This is a genomic window from Candidatus Omnitrophota bacterium (assembly GCA_028715415.1).
Taxonomy (GTDB): domain Bacteria; phylum Omnitrophota; class Gorgyraeia; order Gygaellales; family Profunditerraquicolaceae; genus JAQURX01.
Genome location: JAQURX010000009.1, coordinates 62,409 through 82,377 on the forward strand (window position 1 = coordinate 62,409; position 19,969 = coordinate 82,377).

Annotated in this window: 28 protein-coding genes; all 28 read right to left on the reverse strand. The window is 38.8% G+C overall.

Features of this window, described 5'->3' with window-relative positions; translation table 11 throughout:
• Positions 1-130: 130 nt before the first annotated feature.
• Complete coding sequence (locus PHO70_05255; protein ID MDD5432376.1) at positions 131-361, reverse strand: NIL domain-containing protein; 231 nt, start codon at positions 359-361, stop codon at positions 131-133.
• A 145-nt stretch (positions 362-506) separates the two neighbouring features.
• Entirely contained in the window at positions 507-875 is a 369-nt protein-coding gene (locus tag PHO70_05260) for a DUF3192 domain-containing protein (GenBank protein ID MDD5432377.1), read from the reverse strand.
• 75 nt (positions 876-950) lie between these two features.
• A complete protein-coding gene (locus PHO70_05265; GenBank protein MDD5432378.1) occupies positions 951-1,349 on the reverse strand; it encodes a PilZ domain-containing protein in 399 nt (132 codons plus the stop codon).
• A gap of 99 nt (positions 1,350-1,448) precedes the next feature.
• On the reverse strand, positions 1,449-1,790 hold the full coding sequence (locus PHO70_05270) for a hypothetical protein (GenBank protein MDD5432379.1): 342 nt from the start codon (positions 1,788-1,790) through the stop codon (positions 1,449-1,451).
• A 14-nt stretch (positions 1,791-1,804) separates the two neighbouring features.
• Entirely contained in the window at positions 1,805-2,266 is a 462-nt protein-coding gene (locus PHO70_05275; protein MDD5432380.1) for a DUF192 domain-containing protein, read from the reverse strand.
• On the reverse strand, positions 2,259-2,531 hold the full coding sequence (locus PHO70_05280) for a F0F1 ATP synthase subunit epsilon (protein ID MDD5432381.1): 273 nt from the start codon (positions 2,529-2,531) through the stop codon (positions 2,259-2,261). Before PHO70_05280 ends, PHO70_05275 begins: the two co-directional genes overlap by 8 nt.
• Position 2,532: 1 nt before the next feature.
• Positions 2,533-3,933, reverse strand: coding sequence for a F0F1 ATP synthase subunit beta (atpD, locus tag PHO70_05285; GenBank protein MDD5432382.1), 1,401 nt, complete (start codon positions 3,931-3,933; stop codon positions 2,533-2,535).
• A 6-nt stretch (positions 3,934-3,939) separates the two neighbouring features.
• Positions 3,940-4,794: an ATP synthase F1 subunit gamma gene (gene atpG, locus PHO70_05290; GenBank protein MDD5432383.1), complete on the reverse strand. Its 855-nt coding sequence runs from the start codon at positions 4,792-4,794 to the stop codon at positions 3,940-3,942.
• A gap of 12 nt (positions 4,795-4,806) precedes the next feature.
• On the reverse strand, positions 4,807-6,330 hold the full coding sequence (atpA, locus tag PHO70_05295) for a F0F1 ATP synthase subunit alpha (GenBank protein MDD5432384.1): 1,524 nt from the start codon (positions 6,328-6,330) through the stop codon (positions 4,807-4,809).
• A 1-nt stretch (position 6,331) separates the two neighbouring features.
• Complete coding sequence (gene atpH / locus PHO70_05300; GenBank protein MDD5432385.1) at positions 6,332-6,880, reverse strand: ATP synthase F1 subunit delta; 549 nt, start codon at positions 6,878-6,880, stop codon at positions 6,332-6,334.
• On the reverse strand, positions 6,877-7,374 hold the full coding sequence (gene atpF, locus PHO70_05305) for a F0F1 ATP synthase subunit B (GenBank protein MDD5432386.1): 498 nt from the start codon (positions 7,372-7,374) through the stop codon (positions 6,877-6,879). Before atpF ends, atpH begins: the two co-directional genes overlap by 4 nt.
• A gap of 13 nt (positions 7,375-7,387) precedes the next feature.
• The gene (locus PHO70_05310) at positions 7,388-7,618 is read right to left on the reverse strand and encodes an ATP synthase F0 subunit C (GenBank protein MDD5432387.1); all 231 of its coding nucleotides are present in this window, start codon (positions 7,616-7,618) and stop codon (positions 7,388-7,390) included.
• Between the two features lie 14 nt (positions 7,619-7,632).
• Complete coding sequence (gene atpB, locus PHO70_05315; GenBank protein ID MDD5432388.1) at positions 7,633-8,388, reverse strand: F0F1 ATP synthase subunit A; 756 nt, start codon at positions 8,386-8,388, stop codon at positions 7,633-7,635.
• Positions 8,361-8,717 carry a hypothetical protein gene (locus tag PHO70_05320; GenBank protein MDD5432389.1) on the reverse strand — a complete coding sequence of 119 codons (357 nt, stop codon included), beginning with the start codon at positions 8,715-8,717 and terminating at the stop codon, positions 8,361-8,363. Before PHO70_05320 ends, atpB begins: the two co-directional genes overlap by 28 nt.
• The gene (locus tag PHO70_05325; GenBank protein MDD5432390.1) at positions 8,717-8,980 is read right to left on the reverse strand and encodes a hypothetical protein; all 264 of its coding nucleotides are present in this window, start codon (positions 8,978-8,980) and stop codon (positions 8,717-8,719) included. The genes PHO70_05320 and PHO70_05325 overlap by 1 nt, the downstream gene beginning before the upstream one ends.
• Entirely contained in the window at positions 8,964-9,443 is a 480-nt protein-coding gene (locus tag PHO70_05330) for a PTS sugar transporter subunit IIA (GenBank protein MDD5432391.1), read from the reverse strand. The genes PHO70_05325 and PHO70_05330 overlap by 17 nt, the downstream gene beginning before the upstream one ends.
• A gap of 11 nt (positions 9,444-9,454) precedes the next feature.
• Entirely contained in the window at positions 9,455-10,402 is a 948-nt protein-coding gene (locus tag PHO70_05335; protein ID MDD5432392.1) for an OmpA family protein, read from the reverse strand.
• A gap of 16 nt (positions 10,403-10,418) precedes the next feature.
• On the reverse strand, positions 10,419-10,799 hold the full coding sequence (locus PHO70_05340) for a peptidoglycan-binding domain-containing protein (protein MDD5432393.1): 381 nt from the start codon (positions 10,797-10,799) through the stop codon (positions 10,419-10,421).
• Between the two features lie 17 nt (positions 10,800-10,816).
• A complete protein-coding gene (locus PHO70_05345; GenBank protein MDD5432394.1) occupies positions 10,817-12,799 on the reverse strand; it encodes an APC family permease in 1,983 nt (660 codons plus the stop codon).
• Positions 12,800-12,805: 6 nt separating this feature from the next.
• On the reverse strand, positions 12,806-15,088 hold the full coding sequence (locus PHO70_05350; GenBank protein MDD5432395.1) for a sodium-translocating pyrophosphatase: 2,283 nt from the start codon (positions 15,086-15,088) through the stop codon (positions 12,806-12,808).
• Between the two features lie 25 nt (positions 15,089-15,113).
• Positions 15,114-15,521, reverse strand: a complete 408-nt coding sequence (locus tag PHO70_05355; GenBank protein ID MDD5432396.1) for a biopolymer transporter ExbD — start codon at positions 15,519-15,521, stop codon at positions 15,114-15,116.
• Positions 15,518-16,135 (reverse strand): MotA/TolQ/ExbB proton channel family protein, encoded by a 618-nt coding sequence (locus PHO70_05360; GenBank protein MDD5432397.1) that lies wholly within the window; start codon positions 16,133-16,135, stop codon positions 15,518-15,520. Before PHO70_05360 ends, PHO70_05355 begins: the two co-directional genes overlap by 4 nt.
• 2 nt (positions 16,136-16,137) lie before the next feature.
• On the reverse strand, positions 16,138-16,731 hold the full coding sequence (locus PHO70_05365; protein ID MDD5432398.1) for a DedA family protein: 594 nt from the start codon (positions 16,729-16,731) through the stop codon (positions 16,138-16,140).
• On the reverse strand, positions 16,732-17,250 hold the full coding sequence (hycI, locus tag PHO70_05370; GenBank protein MDD5432399.1) for a hydrogenase maturation peptidase HycI: 519 nt from the start codon (positions 17,248-17,250) through the stop codon (positions 16,732-16,734).
• Positions 17,219-17,599, reverse strand: coding sequence for a 4Fe-4S binding protein (locus PHO70_05375; protein ID MDD5432400.1), 381 nt, complete (start codon positions 17,597-17,599; stop codon positions 17,219-17,221). The genes hycI and PHO70_05375 overlap by 32 nt, the downstream gene beginning before the upstream one ends.
• Positions 17,596-18,537, reverse strand: a complete 942-nt coding sequence (locus tag PHO70_05380; protein ID MDD5432401.1) for an NADH-quinone oxidoreductase subunit H — start codon at positions 18,535-18,537, stop codon at positions 17,596-17,598. The genes PHO70_05375 and PHO70_05380 overlap by 4 nt, the downstream gene beginning before the upstream one ends.
• 2 nt (positions 18,538-18,539) lie before the next feature.
• Entirely contained in the window at positions 18,540-19,775 is a 1,236-nt protein-coding gene (locus tag PHO70_05385; GenBank protein ID MDD5432402.1) for a nickel-dependent hydrogenase large subunit, read from the reverse strand.
• Positions 19,776-19,778: 3 nt separating this feature from the next.
• Positions 19,779-19,969, reverse strand: a 191-nt coding sequence (locus PHO70_05390) for an NADH-quinone oxidoreductase subunit C (GenBank protein MDD5432403.1), incomplete at its 5' end; no start/stop codon positions are given.

A 19,969-nucleotide genomic window follows, 5' to 3' on the forward strand; every position in this document is an offset into this window, starting at 1 on the left:
TTTAAACTCTTCCTGTCAGAAAAATTTAACCGAAGCCGGATATCGGAGAAAAAAATAGCAACTCTTCACATGTTCTGAAAAGTTGCCATTAAGAAATCTGTTAACTCAAAACCCATTTTGTATTTAACTCTTACTTTTCTATCTTAATCTTTTCTATTTTTATACCCTTGGATTTTAAAAAATCAAAAGCTTTTTTCATTTCACTATCCTGACCCGCAATCCCGAGTATCGCCCACCCCGCATAAGTTGAGAATGAAGCTTCATATATATTTAGCGTAATATCGTAATCTTTACAAAGACGGCAAATAATCGATTCATCTTTTAGCTGCCCGGGAAACGTTAATCCAATTATTGTTTGCATATAATTTAACCTCCTAATGTGGTATCAAATAAGTAGTTAATTCATTCTAACTTTAGTAATAAACTTAGTCAAGATATTTAACGCAGGAATAAAAAAAGGCACCTTTTTTAAATACGCAGGCGCCTTTTTATTTACTAAATTATTCCTATCTAACGTTATGCAGGTATTCCCATCCCCAGCCAACAAGCTTACCATTCTCAATGACTAAAGGAACAAGCTGCTGGTCAGTAATTACATCTGCTTCTAAAGGGACATCTGTATCAATTACATAATAAAAAACTTCATACCTATGATTTGTAGCTACAAGAAGATCAATCTTGTAAGGATTATTGATAGTCATCTCACGAGATAGGAAAGGCTTTGTTTTCATTATATTTAATACTTTTTCCTTTGGCATGCCAACAGTTAACCTAGCCAACCTGTTTCTATTACTTGAAATTGCATTAAAATTCCTGGCAGTTTCACAACCCCCTAACATCAAAGCCAATGCAAGGAAAAATATAACCCTTTTCACCTATCCACCTCCGGTTTTAATTAAAGTCAGTTTATTCTCTCCACAAATAGACAAAATCAAACGATTTTCTTTCAATTAAACCTTTAACAAAACATAATCCAAGAGCAAGCGTATATTATCATCCTCAGGATTTTCAAATTTAACTCCAGAATAATACCATGATTGCCCATGCATTCTGTAAGTTCTTACAATTTCTGCATTAATACTATCTTCGTTGTTGCGATTAGGCAGATGAAATCTGATTTCTACTTTGGTCCCGGGGAAAATTTTTTTCTCGCTTGTAACCGTCAACAAGCCCCCCTGCGAAATATTCACTACGCCTATAGGAGCGCGGACTCTACCGCCTCCGGCATTGTAAATACAAGAACAATCAACTGATCTAACGGGCGCAAACCGAGGATAACGCCTTCTATTCCACAGTTTCCAGAAATAAATATAGCTTTTTAACTTCTTGATAATCTTATTTTTTATCATTCTTTACCCGTTTACACTCTGCACTTGCCTCATTTTATCTCTACTTGGCAGATTGGTCAACAAAAATAACCTTTAATCATAGAATAAAAGCTATTCTTATTAAAAAGCAGGATAATCCTTATTTAACACAATACTAACCGCAACAGCTTCTCCGGAAGAATTTTCATAATAACTAATTTCAACGTTATCATCAATTTCAATATCGGATAAAGAAATATATTCTGTTTGTTCCCTTATCTTCACATCAGAAGGAACTTGGAAGGTTTTTTCATCGGATGATCTTACGCTTATAAGAGATCCTGTCCAATCAACATTTGTAACCTGCCCGGAGTAAGTCTTAATAATCCGCTCTCTTTCTTCTGTTTTTTCCTGACAAAACCCTGTATCGAGTGAGATCATATTAAAAATAAACACCGCAGCAATCAAGCTAACTTTAATCACTTTATCCTCCTTTTCTAAAATCTAACTGCCTCTCCGGATTTAAGATTATGTTTATCCGCAAAGCCAGAAATTACTTCCAGAACATATTTAGCTTTTTCCTTAGAGGTGAATCCTTCGCAAGAGCCTAAGCAAGGCTTAACTTCTTTCATAATATCGTTTATTTTCTTGTCAGGGCCAATCCAGATTACATCCAAAGGAATCAGCATATTCTTCATCCAGAAATTATATTTTCCCTCTTCATCAAAAACAAACAACATGCCACAATCAGGCTTTAATTCATTCCTAAACATAAGGCCTTTTTGCCTGGCTTGCGCATTATCCGCAACTTCAGCCGTTATACAAATATCATTAATGCAGACTCTCTTAATATTATTGTTATCGCATCCAAAACAGGTGAGCAAAACTGGAAAGAAAAAACAGATGATCTTAAATCTTTGATTGGCTTTGATATTTAAGGTAGAATTATGCCTATTCAACTCTGTCTAAAAGCATTGTGACATTATTTTTCAAAACTTCCAAGAATCCATTCCCCTGAGAATCAATGGTTTGATGAGTTCCTGTTGCTTCCTTCAAAAAAATCTTACCCGGTACAATATTTGCAATAAGAGGGGCGTGGCTTGCCAAAACTCCCAGGTATCCTCCTTCGCAGGGGACAACAAGAGACAAAAGTTTCCCCTGGAAAATAATTTTCTCCGGGGTTACGATACTAAAAGAAAAAAACTTATCCTGTTTACCTTCCATTCTAACCCTTTAATTCTTCACCTTTCTCAATAGCTTCTTCAATAGGGCCGACCCAATAAAACGCCTGCTCAGGGACATTATCTAATTTGCCGTCAATTATCATCTGTACGCCCTTAATAGTATCTTCAAGTTTTACGTATTTGCCTTTCATCCCGGTAAAAGCTTCGGCTACAAAGAACGGCTGGGAGAAAAATCTTTGTATCTTTCTTGCCCGGGAAACAATTAATTTATCTTCATCAGATAACTCATCCATACCTAAGATAGAAATAATATCCCGCAGGTCCTTATACCGCTGCAATACTTTCTGGGCGCCAATTGCTGCATTATAATGATCGTCCCCCAAGAGGCGAGGATCCATAATCCTTGAAGACGAGTCTAACGGGTCAACTGCCGGATAGATTCCAAGCTCAGCAATATGGCGTGATAAAACTATCTTTGCGTCTAAGTGAGTAAATACCGCAGCAGGCGCAGGATCAGTTAAATCATCTGCAGGGACGTAAACAGCCTGAATAGAAGTAATAGAGCCATTCCTAGTTGAAGCAATGCGCTCTTCAAGCTGGGCTACCTCCGTTGAAAGATTAGGTTGGTATCCAACAGCTGAAGGCATACGGCCGAGCAATGTAGAAACTTCAGAACCTGCCTGTATATAACGAAACACATTGTCTATAAACAGTAAAACGTCTTTTTTCTCAACATCGCGGAAATATTCCGCCATTGTCAAAGCCGACAAACCAATACGAAGTCTGGCTCCGGGCGGCTCATTCATCTGGCCAAAAACGAGCGCACTATTTTTAATTACGCCTGACTCTGTCAATTCCAGTAAAAGCTCATTACCTTCCCTGGTCCTCTCTCCGATACCCGCGAAAACCGAAACCCCACCATGCTCTTTAGCAATAGTACGGATTAATTCCATAACAATAACTGTTTTACCGACTCCGGCTCCCCCAAATAAACCAACCTTACTCCCTTTCGGGATAGGAGCAAGCAGGTCAATAACTTTTAAACCTGTTTCGAGGATGGATTGTATAGGAAGCTGCTCTTCAAAATTAGGAGAAACTCTATGTATAGGAGAACGTTTTTCGGGATCAGCAACAGGCCCCTTTCCATCAATAGGCTCTCCTAAAAGATTAAATACTCTTCCTAATGTCTGCTCTCCAATAGGCACAGTAATAGGCCTTCCCAAATCTCTGGCTTTCATTCCTCGCACCAAACTATCTGTAGACCCCAAAGATATACAGCGGACTGTATTGTTGCCGATATCTTGCGCAACCTCTAAAGTTAGGTTTATTCCTAAATCAGGATGCTCAATCTTAATAGCGCTCAAAAGCTGAGGCACTTCATTTTCGGGAAATTTAATATCAACACTCGGCCCAATAACCTGTATAATCTTACCTTCTGCCATTTTAAATTATCCTTTCAATGCTTCTGCACTAGAAATAATCTCAAGCATCTCCCTAGTAATATTTGCCTGGCGCTGCTTGTTTCTTAAAAGAATGAGCCCCTTAAGCAAATCTCTGGCGTTGTCTGTAGCTGCTTTCATCGCAAAACTCCTTGCAGCAAGCTCCGAAGTAATTGACTCTAATAACACAACCTTCATCTTCATTGACATATAACTCGTAATAAGCTTATCCAAAATCTTCTCAGTCCCGGTTTCAAAAATATAATCTATCCTTCTGCCTGCTTCATGCTCTAATTCCAGGTATTTCCTTAGAACGGGCCGCTGCGTCAGAGTATTTTCATAAAAAGTGTAGGCTATATAAACCTCATCTGCTTGCCTGGAAAGAAAAATATTAATTAGATAATTTGTAATTTCGTTAGATATCTTATCGGAAAATTTAGCATTTATCCCTATAAATGAATTTATAATATTAATCCCTCGTTTCTTAAAATAATTATACCCTCTTCTGCCGACAACTACTAAATCTATCCTTCCCTTCCCATAGCTGTTAATAAAATCTTCGGCAAGCCTGATAATATTATTATTATATATCCCGCAGAGGCCATTATCCGAAGTAATAACACACAAAACTATTTTTTTCTTAAGAAGCCTTTTCTCCAAATAAGGGCTTAAAAAATTCTCCGAAGAAGATATCAGGTTATTCAAGAGCGATTCGAGCTTTGTAAAATACGGACGGGCAGCGAAAAGATAATTATCAATGCGGTTTAATTTCGTAAATGAAATCATCTGCATTGCGCTTGTTACCTTCTCGGTATTTTGAATACTGCGAATCCTGTTTTTTATCTGCCGGATTGACTGGGCCATAAATCTTAATAACTAACTCTTAGAGGTAAATTCTTTTTTAAATAATAAAATAGCGCTATCCATTTTTTCCATTAATTCTTTGCTTAGCTCATTTTTCTGTTCAATCTCATGTTCTAAATGAGCATAATTATTTTCAATGTATTTAAAAAATCCCGCTTCAAACTTCCTGACTTCTGGAACCGGCAAATCATCAAGGAACCCGCGCGTCCCGCAATAAATAATCATTACCTGTTTTGAAACTGACATCGGCATAAATTGCGGCTGCTTAAGGATCTCAACCATTCTTTCTCCCCGCACAAGCTGCGCTTGCGTTGTCTTATCAAGATCTGTCCCAAACTGCGTAAAGGTAACCAATTCTCTGTATTGAGCCAAGTCAATACGCAATTTTGCCGCAACCTGGCGCATTGCCTTACCCTGAGCCTTTCCTCCTACTCTTGAAACCGATAAACCTACATTTATCGCAGGCCGTACACCGGCATAAAACAGATCGTTTTCCAGATAAATCTGCCCGTCTGTAATTGAGATTACATTCGTAGGGATATAACTGGTAATATCGCCTGCCTGTGTTTCAATTATTGGCAATGCTGTTATAGAGCCGCCCCCTAAACTACTATTTAACTTTGCCGCTCTTTCAAGTAAACGTGAATGCAGGTAAAAGATATCCCCCGGGTAAGCCTCTCTTCCGGGAGGCCTGCGCAAAAGCAAAGACAACTGCCTGTAGGCTTGAGCGTGTTTTGACAAATCATCATAAATAATCAAAACATGCTTTCCAGAATACATAAGTTCTTCACCGATTGCACATGCTGAATATGGGGCCAGGTATTGTAAAGAAGCGGATGCCCTGCTGGAAGCGCTTACAATTGTTGAGTATTGCATTGCGCCGTATTTTTCTAATATTTCGTGCACTGCAACAATACTGGACATCTTTTGCCCAATCCCAACATAAATGCAAAAGACATTCTTGCCTTTTTGATTAATTATAGTATCAATTGCCAAAGCAGTCTTGCCTGTCTGCCTGTCGCCGATAATTAATTCGCGTTGGCCCCGTCCTATAGGAATCATAGAGTCAACCGCTTTAATACCTGTTTGCAAAGACTCATTTACAGGCTGGCGCTCAACTACATTTGGCGCCTTTGTTTCAAGAGGCCTGAATTTATCGGTTGTAATCGGGCCTTTTCCGTCAATTGGTTTACCCAATGCATTTACAACCCTTCCGACAAGAGCTTCCCCAACAGGAATTTGAGCAATCTTCCCCGTTCTCTTAACAACATCCCCTTCTTTTATAGTTTGATCCGGGTTATCCGTACCAAAAACAACAACACCTACGCTGTCTTCTTCAAGGTTTAAAACCATACCAGTAATATTCCCGGAAAATTGCACTAATTCTCCGACCATCACATCATCTAAGCCGTAAATACGCGCAATCGTATCCCCAACCTGGATAACTGTCCCGATAGATTCCATGCGCAATCTAGTTTTATATCTCTCCAATTCTTTCTTAATAACTGAAGTTACTTCCTCAGGTTTTAATGTCATTTTAATTCACCCTTACTGTTGATAATTTTTCCCGCAGCTCATCAATGCGCCTGCGCACAGATCCGTCAATTACAGTGTTCCCAACCTGCACCTGCACCCCGCCGAGCAAACTCCCATCCAAACTAATATAAAATTTAAAGTTTCTCTTAAACTTTTTTACCAGCATCTCTTCAATCTCTTTTATAATATCCAAATCTAACGGCAAACTCGTCCTGATTACCGCCTCAATCTCCTCGCCATGGGAATAAGTTTCTCTCACATATTCAAGAATATCCACTAGCTCCTTAATACGGTCTTTATCAAGTAACAATTTAATAAAATTCCTGAACTCAACTGAAAAATAATCCTTAAGCACATTATTGATAAATTCAAACTTCTGCTGATGAGTCACATCAGGCGCTTCTAAAAATTCCAAGAATTCCGGATTATCGCGTATGATAGACTTTAAGTTCTTAAATTCCAAAGCAGAAGGCGCTTCCCCGATGGTATGCCGGACAAAATCAAAGTAAGCATCGGCATATCTTTTAACTATGATCTTATCTTTAATCATTCTATTTTATCGGCTCTTTGCAAAAAGTCTTTAATCAGCTTCTTATCGCCTTCATCAGTAAGTTTCTCTTGAATTATATTCTCAGTTGCCATAATCGTTAAATCTATAACGTTATTTTTCAATTCTTCTTTGGCCTTAGTTAATTCATATTTGATATTGGCCCGGGCGCTATCAATAATTTCCTGCGCTTCCTGATGCGCTTTTTTATGTATTTCTTCGGTAATCTTCCTGCCCTCGGCAACAGCATCCTGCATTTTCTTTCTTACGGCATCTTCAATTACGTCTAACTTTGATTCATAATCCTGTTTTAATTTAGCGACTTCCTGCTTAACTTTCTCTATATTGTTAAGTTCCGAAGAAATCTTTTCTTTTCTTTTATCAAGAAGCGCTAAAATGTTTTTCCAGGCGAATGCCCGTAAAAGAAAAAGCAGAATAAGGAAACTAATTACCTGCGCAATTATTTCATTTGTGCTAAGAAGTTTTAACAGTTCCATTTTTTTGGCTTAATTAAAGTTTACCTGCCAGAACAAAAGCAAAAACCAAAGCATAGATAGTTAAGGCTTCAATAAAAGCGCAGCCAGTAGCCATATTAATTAAGATTTTAGTTGATGCTTCAGGCTGCCTTCCGGTTGCATCCATTGCCGCAGCAACTGCTTTTCCCAAACCTAATGCTGAACCAAACGCAGCTAAACCTAAACCTAAAGGCATAGCCAATGCCAATGCTACTTTGTAATCCATTTCATTCCTCCTTGTTAAGCATGCTCTTCTTCATGTGGTAAACAGAGAGCAAAATAGATTGTTGTTAAAAGGCAAAATACCACCGCCTGAACTACTGAAGCCAAGATTGCCAAGAAAGAACTAAAAACCAAAAGCGGGACTCCCATAATCCCAAAATTAGCCAAAACCGCAAGGAGCATATCATCTCCCCAAATATTGCTTCTTAAACGAAGAGACAAGCTTATCGGCCTGACCAACTGAGAAACAATCTCCAAAACAAACATCATCAAAGGTATAAAAACCGAGAATGCGAGTATCCCGCGAGGCTTGCCCATCATATGGTCTAAATAACCAAAGAAACCCAATTCCTTAAAAGCAGAATACTGCACATAAACAAAAACACAAATCGCTAATGCCAAAGTTGTAGACCAACTGGAAGTTGATGATTTAATAAATGGGATTAAGCCTGAAAGATTCATTACAATTATATATAAAAACAAAGTCCCGATAAAAGGAGTAAATTTCCTTCCCTTATCCCCCAGAATCCCGCAAATAAAATCATCTAAACCTCCCACAACCACTTCCACCGCATTCTGAAACCTATCGGGGATTAATTTATTTTTTCTACTTGCGAAATAAGCAACCAAAGAAAGAACACTGATAACAATCAAAGAAAAAATTACATTCTCCCAAATAACAATATTCTTTGAAAAAGTTGAATGCGGAGATAACTTTGCAATGCTTGTAATTATATTAGGCAGCTCTAGATTGCTGGCGTTGGCTTCAGACATAACCTAACTACTCCTGCTATTAAAAAAACAGAAAAAACTCCGATAAACAGGCCTAATAGAGAAAATACCCTTGAAAATAAAATTAATCCACCCGCTAAGTATAATACCGGAAATTTTATTAATAGAAAAACCCATAGTTTACTCTTTGATTTCTTTAATATCGCAATCCTTAAGAGATTTACAGTCATAATAATATTTATTAAAGACCATGCTGCCCCAAGCAGAATTCCAAAAGCAAAAGCTGTTTTACCCATAGCGAACAAAGGGAATATCAACATTAAAATAAAGATCAGCTCTGATTTGGTCACCTTATTTAAAAAATCATCCATTATTTATCCTTTTCAATCTTCACAGTTTTTCTTAATATCTTAATTACTTCAATTATGCTTATTGCAAAGCCCAATACAACTAAAGCATAAGTATAATATTCGGAAAAAAAAAATTTCTTCTGTAAAAAGCTTCCTAAAACAAATGCGGCGATTGGCCCGGAAACCAAAACAAAGGGAATAAATGTAACTAACCCGGCAAGTTTAATTAATTTATAAATTTGCTTTTTGTCTGCCAAGAGAAATACCCTATTTCTCGTTAGCATGGATAATCTCCATGACTTCGTCTTCATCTTCGGCTTTTTTTAGCCGCTCAATTACAAATTTGTCCTTAACGAGATGGGAAACTTTTGCCATAATCTTTAGGTGGCCGCCAACTTCATTCTGAGGAGAAACAAGCACAAAGAACAAATAAGTTTTTTCAGCGTCCAACGCTCCAAAATCTACACCTTGAGGTATCCTGCCAAATATAAGTAAGAATTTTTTTACATCTGCTAACTTTACATGAGGGATTGCAACCCCATTGCCTATACCTGTTGAACCTAATTTCTCCCGCAACAAAAGAGCCTTAGCAATTACCTTTTTATCCTTAAATTTCCCGCTTTTGGCGATTAAATCTGCTAATTCCAGAATGATATCTTTTTTCGTGGTACTTGTGAGATTTAAATTGATGCATTTTTTCTTTAACAGTTCTGCCAATTTCTGTTCGTGCATAACCTTTAAGCTCATTAGCTACTTCCTTACTCTACAGGAATAATAATCTTCCTGCCTGATTTCAAGTTATTTGGGTTCTTAATCCTGTCTTTATTTAATTCATACAAATACTTCCAGCGATGCCCATTACCCAATTCTTTTTGAGCTATCTTCCAAAGAGAATCATTCTTCTTTATCGTATACTCTCTTGTTGAAACCTTTACTTCGCCTTCAACTTCTTCGGTCTTTTCTTCTATGTATTTACCTTGTTCAACTTGGCGAGCTTCTTTAAGGAGCTTGCCTTCATAAGGAAGCATAATCTCTTCAACTTCAGCAACCATAAACTGCGCATTCCTGTCTTTCTGCATACCCACAAGGTCAGTTACATGGGCAACCGCATCAAGCTTGCCACGGCTTACAATCTTTATCCTCTCTTCCGGGATACCATTCTCCAGCATAAAATTCTTAACTGCTGCAGCGCGCTTCTTACCTAATTTTTCATTATATTTTTCCGATCCGCGGATATCGCAATTACCGGTAATTAAAATCTCGGATCCGGGATTCTTATTTAAGGCCAAAACCGCATTCCTTAAGATTTCCACGGCATCATCTCTTAACCCAGATTTGTTGAAATCAAAGTAGACTTTAACGTTCTTTATCACTTTCTTAATTAATAGCGACGGGCGTAACTCCTGAGGCTTAGGCGCAGGAAGCTCTTCTTCTTTATAGTCAAAAATAATCTTGCGTACAAAACAATAGCCTCTATTGCCCCATAAGCGTTCATTACCCGGCTCTTTCGGCCACCACCAATAACCTCCATGCTCAGGGTCCTTCACAGGAGCAGGCTTAGCATCCGTAGGCCACCAGGAAAACTGTTTTTGCAGTTCATCTAATTTCTGTTGGCGCTTTTCCTGACGGTTAGATACGCAACCGGAAAGAAAGACTGACAGAGAAACAAAAAACACAAAAATATAAATATTATTATGTTTTTTCATAACCACCTGCCTTTTCTTAAGAAATATACTTACCTAACAGGCTCTGGGTTTTGGGCCCAACAATACCATCAGCCTTTAAACCATTGGCTTTTTGAAATTCTCTGATAGCCCTTCTTGTGCCTTTTCCTATATGCCCATCAACATGCCCTTTATAAAACCCGGCTTTTTTCAAAGCAAGCTGAATTTGTTTCTTGCTTAATGGTTTTTGATTAACATCTGGTGTTGCTTGTGCTACCTGAGCAACAGATCCTTCGGGTTGAGTAGCCACAATAGACTCTTGATTAACTGACTCCGGCGCAACACTAGCCATGCTTTCAGAATTAACAACCTTTTTATTGACAGCACAACCACCTAACAACACTACTAAAACAATTACTAAAAAAATACTTCTTTTCATTGCTCTCCTCCTAATTATTATACTCTAATTGGTAATATTACAAATGAAATACCTTCCCGGTACAGCCTCTTTTGCAAGGAAAAAACCGTATAGTTATGCAAGAAACGATAAATAAAAGAATCCTGCGGAAAAATTAACTGGCCTCCGAAGAAAACAGCATTGGGAAACTTCTCTATAATTTGGGGAGCAATACGGGCAAGTTCATCAACAACATCTACCCCCATCAAACAAACACTCTCTGCATAAAATCCATTCTTGTGCATGAATTTTACGTAACGGTCTGTATCGGATTTTACCTCTGACTCCAGATGCTCAACCTCTTGAGCCCCTTTAAAATTCCCTACATCTACAACGCCTACCTGAACAAAAACAAAATTCTTAAAAACCCCGCCAAACATCCTTACTACTCCAAAAAGAGTATGTAACCCCATCCCATTAAAACCGCTAACAAGCAACACAGCAGTCTTGGCTGTTGGATCAAATCTCTGCTGTTCGTTAAAAGTTACCGGCAAAAGAGTTGTATCGTCAGCTTCTACGGCGACAACCAAGCTATTAAGCCTTCTTAAAAGTTTTGCAGTCTCAAAATAATGCCGTTTTATAAATATTGCAAAAGCGATTAAAGTGCCTGTAATAAAAATAGTTATCCAACCACCTTCTTGAAATTTAAAAACTATCATTGAGAAAAGTATAAAAACGCACAAAATTAGCCCAATACCATTAACTAATAATTTCTTAAACCACTTCTTCACTTTTTCCCTCGATTGCCACCAATGCTTAACCATGCCCAATTGTGAAAGAGAAAAAGTTATAAATACATTAATACTATAAAGGACCACCAAAAGCTTGACGCTTCCTTTAGTAAAAATCATGATTAATAAAGCCAAACCACTCATTATTAAAACACCATTCTGGGTAACTAACCTATCACTTAAACTAGAGAACCTGATAGGAAACCATCTATCTAAAGACATATTCGCTAATACCCTTGGCCCATCAAGAAAACCTGCCTGAGCTGCGACGAATAACAACATTCCTTCTGAGATAAGCGCTATAAAGACAAAAATAATCCCCATCTTTCCCCAAGAACCTGTTGCAGACTCTAGAAGTACTGCGTTAAGAGTCTTGCCGGGAGCAAGATTAACCTGGAAAAACAAATAAGCAAGCATTAAACCTAAAACTACGAAAGAAAGTGAAATAGCCATATAACGCATAGTATGCTTTGCCGTCTGGACCTTAGGGTCCCTTAAGACAGGGATACCATTACTAACTGCTTCAATTCCGGTAAATGTACCAGCTCCCATACTGTAAGCACGTAGCACAAGGAAAATCACCCCCATTAAACCTAATTCCGAAAAACTACTACGCATATCAACAACCGCAGCAGTCTTAAATTGTGAGAAATTTGAAAGGTGGGTAAATATTGCATAAATAATAATAAAAGCGTGAGTAGCAAGAAAGGTAAGAAATATCGGGACTAGCGGAAGTATTGATTCCTTAACCCCGCGCATATTTAAAAACATCATTACAATAAGCACACAAACTGCGAAAATAAGCCTATAAGGATACCATGACAAAGGAAGAAAACTGAATATTGCGTCAGCTCCAGAAGCAATAGAAACAGCAATGGTAAGAACATAGTCGATTAGAAGAGCGCATCCAGAAACCATCCCTAGCGTTGGAGATAAAAGCTTACTGGCAACCAGGTATCCTCCACCGCCGGTTGGGAATAACTCAATAATATGAGAATAACTTGAACTTATAATAAAAATTGTAAGTACTGTGCCAATTGCAACAAAGATACTTAAGTATATATGATTCCCAAGCGCCAAAAAGGCTTCTTGGGGGCCGTAACAGGAAGATGATAACCCGTCGGCCCCCAAACCTACCCAGGCAAAAAAAGCAATCAAAGAAAGATTATGGAAAAGCGAATGATCCCCAAGATTACGCGATTTCCCAATAACTAAATTCTTTATTTTCTTGCCTAATGTTGTTTTCTGCATTTTTAATTAAAACTCAGCTCCGTCTTTTTTCTGGTGAAAAGACAACGCGCCATGCTTAGAATAAAGAATCGCGCCAAAAATAATAATGACGCAAGCTATCGCTGCTGCAATTACGCGCGGGTCTGTATTTTTATATTGTATAAGAATCGGCGCTGCCAACAAAGAAACAAGATTAATAACTTTTAACATCGGATTTAATGCAGGCCCCGAAGTGTCTTTCAGTGGGTCCCCTACTGTATCTCCAACAACAGCAGCTTTATGAGCGTCCGATCCCTTTCCTCCGTAAAGCCCGTCTTCAATAGTCTTCTTGGCATTATCCCAAGAGCCGCCAGCGCTTGCCATAAATACGGCTAAGAGCTGCCCGGAAAGAATTGCTCCTGCAAGAAATCCGCCTAAAGCCTCTACTTTTAAAACCATCCCTACTAAAAGCGGGCTTAAAACTGCAATCAAAGATAAACCAATCAGCTCTTTTTGTGCAGCTACAGTACAGATTCCAACAGCTTTTTTATAATCAGGCGCAACTTTGCCTTCCATTAAACCCGGAATATGAAACTGCCTACGTACTTCATTTACAATTAAAGAAGCAGCGCGCGCAACAGCATTGATAGTAAGCGCTGAAAATAGCCAAGGAATCGCCCCACCGATTAGCATGCCGATAAAAACTACTGGTTCTGAAACACGGATACCGGTTGCCATCAGGCGAAGATTTTCCGCAATCCCCATCTGGCCTTGAACTTTAGTTACATCTGTAAGAAATGAACCGAATAAGGAAACTGCCGCGATTACTGCTGAACCAATCGCAACACCCTTTGTGATTGCCTTTGTAGTGTTCCCTACTGCATCTAGATCAGCCATAATCTGGCGTGCTTTTGGTTCAAGATGAGCCATTTCCCCAATGCCATTTGCATTATCTGAAATTGGCCCAAATGAATCCATTGCAACATTGTTTCCAGTTAATGTAAGCATACCAATACCGGTCATAGCTACACCATAAAGAACAAAAACTACCGGCTGGCCCCAATAAATAATTACAGCAGCCATAATAGTTATCGCAATTACGATTATCTGCCAAACAGCTGATTCAAAACCAATCGCAAGTCCCCTTAAGATTAAAGTCGCAGAACCAGTACGGGAAGATGCAGCGATTTCTTTAACTGGAGCATGTTCCGTATGAGTAAAATACTTGGTCAATTCATCAATACCGATTGCCAAAATAATACCCATACATACTGAAAAGAATGCACGCATTTCATGCATATAAAAAATTGCCAGAAAAAGAAATGCCACAATAGAAATTGCTGCCGAGCTATAAAAACCACGATTTATAGCACCAAAAGCATCAACTTTCTTTTCATCTTTCTTGCCCTTTACAAGATACGTGCCGATAATTGAAGAAAGAACTCCTATACCGCGGACAAGCAAAGGAAATATAATCCACTTAATCTGGCCAGTTATGGAAACCAATGCCAAACCTAAGATTAAACCGGAAACAATAGTTACTTCGTATGACTCAAATATATCCGCAGCCATACCAGCGCAGTCCCCAACATTATCCCCAACAAGATCAGCAATTACAGCAGCATTTCTCGGATCATCCTCGGGAATATTTTTCTCAACCTTACCTACAAGATCAGCTCCAACATCAGCAGCTTTAGTATAAATGCCACCGCCGACACGCATAAAAAGTGCAAGTAATGTACCACCAAAACCAAAACCTAAAAGCACATCAGGAGAAGCAATTCCAAAAATAAGAAATATTACAGTTCCTCCTAAAAGACCTAAGCCATCGGTAAGCATACCGGTAATTGTTCCGGTACGATAAGCAATCTTTAAGGCTTCAGCAAAACTTCTGCGTGAAGCAGATGCAACACGCACATTACCTTGGACTGCCATACGCATACCGAATTGGCCGACCATAAGAGAAAACATTGCACCCATAACAAATGCAAGCGCTCGGCCAACACCAATAATCAAACGCACAGTATCCGGGCTGAAATTGCTAAACCTCTTTAACGCTTCTTCAGTCGGAGGAATAACATATACTGAAAAAAACAAAACTACTGTTAAAACAAGAATTAAAGGGATAATCGTTTTTAGCTGGCGGCCTAAATACGCATCCGCTCCTTCCCTGATTGCATTCCATACTTCCTGCATTTTCGGAGTACCTTTATCATGCTTCATAATCTGACTGCGCAAAAATAAAGCATACCCTAACCCTAAAAACGCGATAAAAAGGACTCCCCACAAGGAAACTACTTCAAACAAGGTTGCATTTACTAAACTCGACATGTTACTAACCTCTCCTTTCTTTTTATTATTGCTCGTTTATTGTAGCAATATTAAGGTTGCGAATATCTAATTCCGTTAAAGTATCTAAAACACTAACTATATCCTTAAAACGCACAAGCTTGTCAGACCGCAAAATCACAACAATATTCGGGTTATTGTTCTTTAACAACTTTATCTTTGATTTTAATTCCTTGCGCGTAACAAGATCATTGCCTAAATAAATCATACCTTCATTGGTTATGGAAATAAAAACCTGGCTTTTTTCCTGAGTCTGAGTAGCGCTGCTCGTCCGCGGCAGGTCAACTTTAACCGTTGACTGGGAAATCAAAGGTGTCGCAACCATAAATATGATTAACAAGACGAGGATTACATCCGTAAAAGGAGTAATGTTTATCTCGGCAACCAAATTCTGCTTTTTTATCTTTGAATTCATTTTTGCTTAATATTTACCAAATCCATTGTCTCTGAAGCGCAAAGCTCCATATCAGTAATAAAGCTGTCAATTTTCTTAATAAAATAATTATAAACAATAACTGCAGGCACTGCAACTGCAAGCCCAGTAGCAGTACAAACAAGCGCTTCAGAAATACCATTAATAACCACACTGATTCCACCCGAGCCACCCACAGAGATATCGCGAAAGGCACGCATAATACCCAATACTGTCCCGAAAAGGCCGATGTAAACCGCAGTTGATCCGATTGTGCCAACTATACTGGTAAATTTCTCCAATTTTACAGTTTCAACAGTCGTCTCCCTTTCCATAGCAATTGAAATTTCCTTTTCGCTATGGCCGTGCAAGGCAAGGCCTGAATACACAACCGCTGAAAATGGCGTATTTGTATTCTTAGACACTTCTAAAGCCCCCTTAACATTGCCTTTCTCTAATTCTTTCCTGATTTCTGCCATGAAACTTACTCTTTTTATCTTTGATCTCTTGCGATAATACATAACCCTCTCTAAAATTACCGCCAAAGATAAAATTGAGCAAGCAATAAGTATGTAAATGGTAATTCCGCCACTTTTTAAGACTTCCCAAAGCGACATTGTTAAACCCTCCCTTTCTTTTTCCTGCCGTTATAAATATTTCTTGTAATCTTAACCGCTAAGAAAATCAGTAATATGGAAATTACTACCAACAACACCGGTTTTGTAAACTTAATTACCGCGTAACCAAAAATAGACAGAAGATAAATCCGGGGCACTACCCCAATAAGCGTACAGATCAAGAAAGGAACAAATGGAATATTAGTCAATCCGGAAGCAATTGAAAAAACTTTAAATGGGACTACCGGGATTACCCTGCCGATAAGAACGCTCCACATCCCGTATTTCTTAGCAAACGCTTCCGCCTTGTAAATATGATGCGGTTTAATTAAAACATACTTTCCAAATTTCAAAATTACCGGCATAGCAGCATATTTTCCTAATAAATAGCCAACTGCAGCTCCTAACGTCGCCCCGATTGAGCCAAAGATAACGATAGATGGAATTGGAATGCCTATAGCTCCTGCACCAATCACAATTACCTCCGAAGGGATAGGGACAACGCTTGACTCTAAAAACATAGCGATAAATACGCCTAAATCGCCTAATTCGGTAATAAGCTTTGTCATTCCTCCTTGAACAGCAACATCTACCATTTAACGAACCCTCTTTTTAAAATTACCGGTAATTATTTCTGTTATAGCGTTGCAAAGTAAATGCGCTTTTTTTTCTACTTCCTTTGAAGGCTTAGCTCCAAATTCAAGCGTCTTTGGCTGGATACCAATAACAATTACTTTACACCCCAGAGCCTTAACCAAATAATCAATGAGCACCTTTAGCGGCAGGCGATGGGTGCTGAAAGAAATCCCGCCAATTTCCTGCTCATCAATAACCGCAATGGATCCAGGCTTCTTTTCTAAATCCGTTGAATCAATTATAACCAGATGCGTTGGATTAAACTTACGAATTAAACCGGTAAAATTTTCCGGAGCGGTTGAGCCAAAGACTATCCTTAAAGGTACTTTGGTTTTTACGCTTCTGCATGCAACCTTGAGATATTCTGCGGCAAGCATACCGCCTGCATCATCGCCTCTTAATTCCGAACCAATACCTAAAACACAAATCTTTTTTGCCTGTAAAAGGTTACTTTTCAGGGCTTTCTTTATTTTGAGCACTAAAAGTTACCTTTAATTTATTCCTGTCAAACTGCGCTAATTCAACATCCTGAGTTATCTCAAGGGCTTTTTTAATACACGAATCAACGCACTGTCCGCAATAAATACATTTTCCTAAATCTATCTCGGCTTCAAATTCCTTCTCCCCTATTTTATTAATCGTAATTGCCCCAGTAGGGCAATCCCTCATGCACATTTTACACCCTATGCATTTCTCAGGATAAAATTTAAGTTTGCCTCTGTATTTATCAGGCATATCAAATTTCTCAGCAGGATATTTTATGGTCGCAGGCTTCTTAAAGAAAGACTTTAAGACTTCCCAAAACATCATCCCGGGATTTTTTTTCATTTTAATAAAACCACCTTTACAAGCAGGTTAATTAAAACCTGTAATAATGCCAATGGAACTAAATATTTCCAGCAAAAATCAATCATCTGGTCCATGCGCATACGCGCGAATATCGTGCGCATTAAAGAAATAAGCCCCACTATAAATAAAACTTTTATAATAAATAAAAGGAAAGCCGCAATAGGCGGCAGGCCCAATCCAAAAGGCAAAAATATCAAAGCTAATAAAGAAGCACAAACCACCATCTCAACATCAAGAGTCATTCTTAATATCGCAAGAAGCCTGCCGCTATATTCGGTAAAACTTCCGGCAACGATCTCGGTTTCCGCTTCGGGTATATCAAAAGGGGCTTTTTCTAATTTTCCAAGTATTGCTATTAACGAAACCACAAAACCCAAAACATTAAATAGCGCATAACTTGGATTCTTACAGTAAAATAATGCCAATTCTCTAAGCGACCAGGTATTTGCCATAAGAGTTGAGGCTAAGATACTCATAAATAACGGGACTTCATACGCGAAAAGTTGGGTAACGCAGCGCACTGACCCAATCCTGGCAAACAGAGAAGTTGAATACCAGCCGCCTATAAAAAAAGCGAGTGTCGGGATTGTCAAAAGATATAAAACAACAATAATATCAGCGCTAAAAGAAAACAAGGAATTTACACCCCAAAGCGGTATGTATAAAAAAGCGGTGACTACGGCGGTTAATGCAAACACCGGAGCAAGAGTAAACATGCTCTTATTTGCTTCACAAGGGATAATGTCTTCCTTGCCTAAAAGCTTAATGATGTCGGCTAGCGGCTGAAACCATGGAGGGCCAACCCTATTCTGCAATCTGGCGTAAAGCTTCCTATCTATATATTCCGCAGCAAGCCCAAAAAAACTAACAAACAAAAGCCCGGGAAAAATCAAAATATAAAATAATTCTTTTAACATTATTACTTATTTATCCTATCTAGATATTTCTTGTTAAGCCCTGTAAAATCAATACCGTTGTGTTCTCTGTGCCAATTAATACTATAATTATGCAAATCCTTCCAACTGATAACCTCTCTGCCTCTATTACTGTATTCAATTGAAACTAACCTGTCTGTACACGAAAAACAAGGATCAATTGCAGCAATTACTATCGGCATATCAGCAAGAAACCTATCTTTAAGCATATGCTTAACAGCCTGGACATTTGCTAATGTAGGTGCTCTAACCTTTACTCTTTCCGGTTTTTCCGTGCCGTTTGCTTTTACATAATGCACATCTTCCCCTCTGGGAGCTTCATAACGGCTTATTGCTTCACCTGCCGGAATTTTACGAGGAGCCTTAACCGCAATCGGGCCATCAGGAATATTTTTCGCGCAGTCCCGCACTAATTTAAAAGACTCCATTAATTCTTTTAAACGCACAATAGTCCTTCCATAAACATCGCTATGGTTATCAGTAATCACTTCAAATGGAATTTCTCCGTAAGCTGCGTAAGGATCATCTTTTCTTACATCGCGCGCAACGCCCGATGCACGCGCCGTAGGCCCTACAGCATCAAGCTTCAGAGTATCTTCATAAGATAATACTCCAACACCCGAAAGCCTCTTAATTATCGTCGTCTCTTCAAGGCCAAGCTCAATATAATATTTTGTCCTCTCTTCTAACAAATCAACTGCTTTAAGTACTTTTTTCATTTGATCGGAAGAGATATCACGCCTGACACCGCCAATAGTATTAATACCATAATTAACGCGATTACCAGTAATAGATGCTAAAATATCCATTACTATCTCTCGGTCACGCCAAGTGTACATCAGCAATGTGTCAAAACCAATTTCGTGCCCGGCAACACCGAGCCACAATAAATGGCTATGAATCCGTTCAAGCTCCGCAATAATTGTTCGGACATAAAGAGCGCGTTTCGGAACTTCTAAACTTGCAATCTCCTCAACCGCCTGAATAAACGCGGTAGAATGCGCATGAGAACAAATTCCGCAGATGCGTTCAATCAAATACATATCTTGAATATAAGTCCTCTCTTCGCATGCCTTTTCTATGCCGCGGTGGTTATATCCCAGACGGATATCAACACCTAGTATTTTCTCGCCTTTTAATGCAACACTAAAACTCTCCGGCTCTTTTAAAGCTGGATGCTGAGGCCCAATTGGAATTTTAAATTTATGTGAGTCGTGCATAATCTACTCCCCTGCCTTTCTCTCTTCTGCGCTTGGCTTCCAATCTTTGCGCAAAGGAAACTGATCAGTTGGCCAGTCATCAGTAAGCGGATACCTGTTCCCGGGAGGCAAACCCTCTACCTTAGCCCCAAACAAATCAACCACTTCTCTTTCGTAGATCTCTGCTCCGGGAAAATAAGAGATTACACTTTTTA

What these genes read in the sequence shown, in the direction of transcription:
- PHO70_05255 (MDD5432376.1), bottom strand. Translation starts at nt 361, where the DNA reads ATGCAAACAATAATTGGATTAACGTTTCCCGGGCAGCTAAAAGATGAA.
- PHO70_05265 (MDD5432378.1), bottom strand. Translation starts at nt 1,349, where the DNA reads ATGATAAAAAATAAGATTATCAAGAAGTTAAAAAGCTATATTTATTTC.
- PHO70_05280 (MDD5432381.1), bottom strand. Translation starts at nt 2,531, where the DNA reads ATGGAAGGTAAACAGGATAAGTTTTTTTCTTTTAGTATCGTAACCCCG.
- atpD (MDD5432382.1), bottom strand. Translation starts at nt 3,933, where the DNA reads ATGGCAGAAGGTAAGATTATACAGGTTATTGGGCCGAGTGTTGATATT.
- atpG (MDD5432383.1), bottom strand. Translation starts at nt 4,794, where the DNA reads ATGGCCCAGTCAATCCGGCAGATAAAAAACAGGATTCGCAGTATTCAA.
- atpA (MDD5432384.1), bottom strand. Translation starts at nt 6,330, where the DNA reads ATGACATTAAAACCTGAGGAAGTAACTTCAGTTATTAAGAAAGAATTG.
- atpH (MDD5432385.1), bottom strand. Translation starts at nt 6,880, where the DNA reads ATGATTAAAGATAAGATCATAGTTAAAAGATATGCCGATGCTTACTTT.
- atpF (MDD5432386.1), bottom strand. Translation starts at nt 7,374, where the DNA reads ATGGAACTGTTAAAACTTCTTAGCACAAATGAAATAATTGCGCAGGTA.
- PHO70_05310 (MDD5432387.1), bottom strand. Translation starts at nt 7,618, where the DNA reads ATGGATTACAAAGTAGCATTGGCATTGGCTATGCCTTTAGGTTTAGGT.
- atpB (MDD5432388.1), bottom strand. Translation starts at nt 8,388, where the DNA reads ATGTCTGAAGCCAACGCCAGCAATCTAGAGCTGCCTAATATAATTACA.
- PHO70_05320 (MDD5432389.1), bottom strand. Translation starts at nt 8,717, where the DNA reads ATGGATGATTTTTTAAATAAGGTGACCAAATCAGAGCTGATCTTTATT.
- PHO70_05325 (MDD5432390.1), bottom strand. Translation starts at nt 8,980, where the DNA reads ATGCTAACGAGAAATAGGGTATTTCTCTTGGCAGACAAAAAGCAAATT.
- PHO70_05330 (MDD5432391.1), bottom strand. Translation starts at nt 9,443, where the DNA reads ATGAGCTTAAAGGTTATGCACGAACAGAAATTGGCAGAACTGTTAAAG.
- PHO70_05335 (MDD5432392.1), bottom strand. Translation starts at nt 10,402, where the DNA reads ATGAAAAAACATAATAATATTTATATTTTTGTGTTTTTTGTTTCTCTG.
- PHO70_05340 (MDD5432393.1), bottom strand. Translation starts at nt 10,799, where the DNA reads ATGAAAAGAAGTATTTTTTTAGTAATTGTTTTAGTAGTGTTGTTAGGT.
- PHO70_05345 (MDD5432394.1), bottom strand. Translation starts at nt 12,799, where the DNA reads ATGCAGAAAACAACATTAGGCAAGAAAATAAAGAATTTAGTTATTGGG.
- PHO70_05350 (MDD5432395.1), bottom strand. Translation starts at nt 15,088, where the DNA reads ATGTCGAGTTTAGTAAATGCAACCTTGTTTGAAGTAGTTTCCTTGTGG.
- PHO70_05355 (MDD5432396.1), bottom strand. Translation starts at nt 15,521, where the DNA reads ATGAATTCAAAGATAAAAAAGCAGAATTTGGTTGCCGAGATAAACATT.
- PHO70_05360 (MDD5432397.1), bottom strand. Translation starts at nt 16,135, where the DNA reads ATGTCGCTTTGGGAAGTCTTAAAAAGTGGCGGAATTACCATTTACATA.
- PHO70_05365 (MDD5432398.1), bottom strand. Translation starts at nt 16,731, where the DNA reads ATGGTAGATGTTGCTGTTCAAGGAGGAATGACAAAGCTTATTACCGAA.
- PHO70_05375 (MDD5432400.1), bottom strand. Translation starts at nt 17,599, where the DNA reads ATGAAAAAAAATCCCGGGATGATGTTTTGGGAAGTCTTAAAGTCTTTC.
- PHO70_05380 (MDD5432401.1), bottom strand. Translation starts at nt 18,537, where the DNA reads ATGTTAAAAGAATTATTTTATATTTTGATTTTTCCCGGGCTTTTGTTT.
- PHO70_05385 (MDD5432402.1), bottom strand. Translation starts at nt 19,775, where the DNA reads ATGCACGACTCACATAAATTTAAAATTCCAATTGGGCCTCAGCATCCA.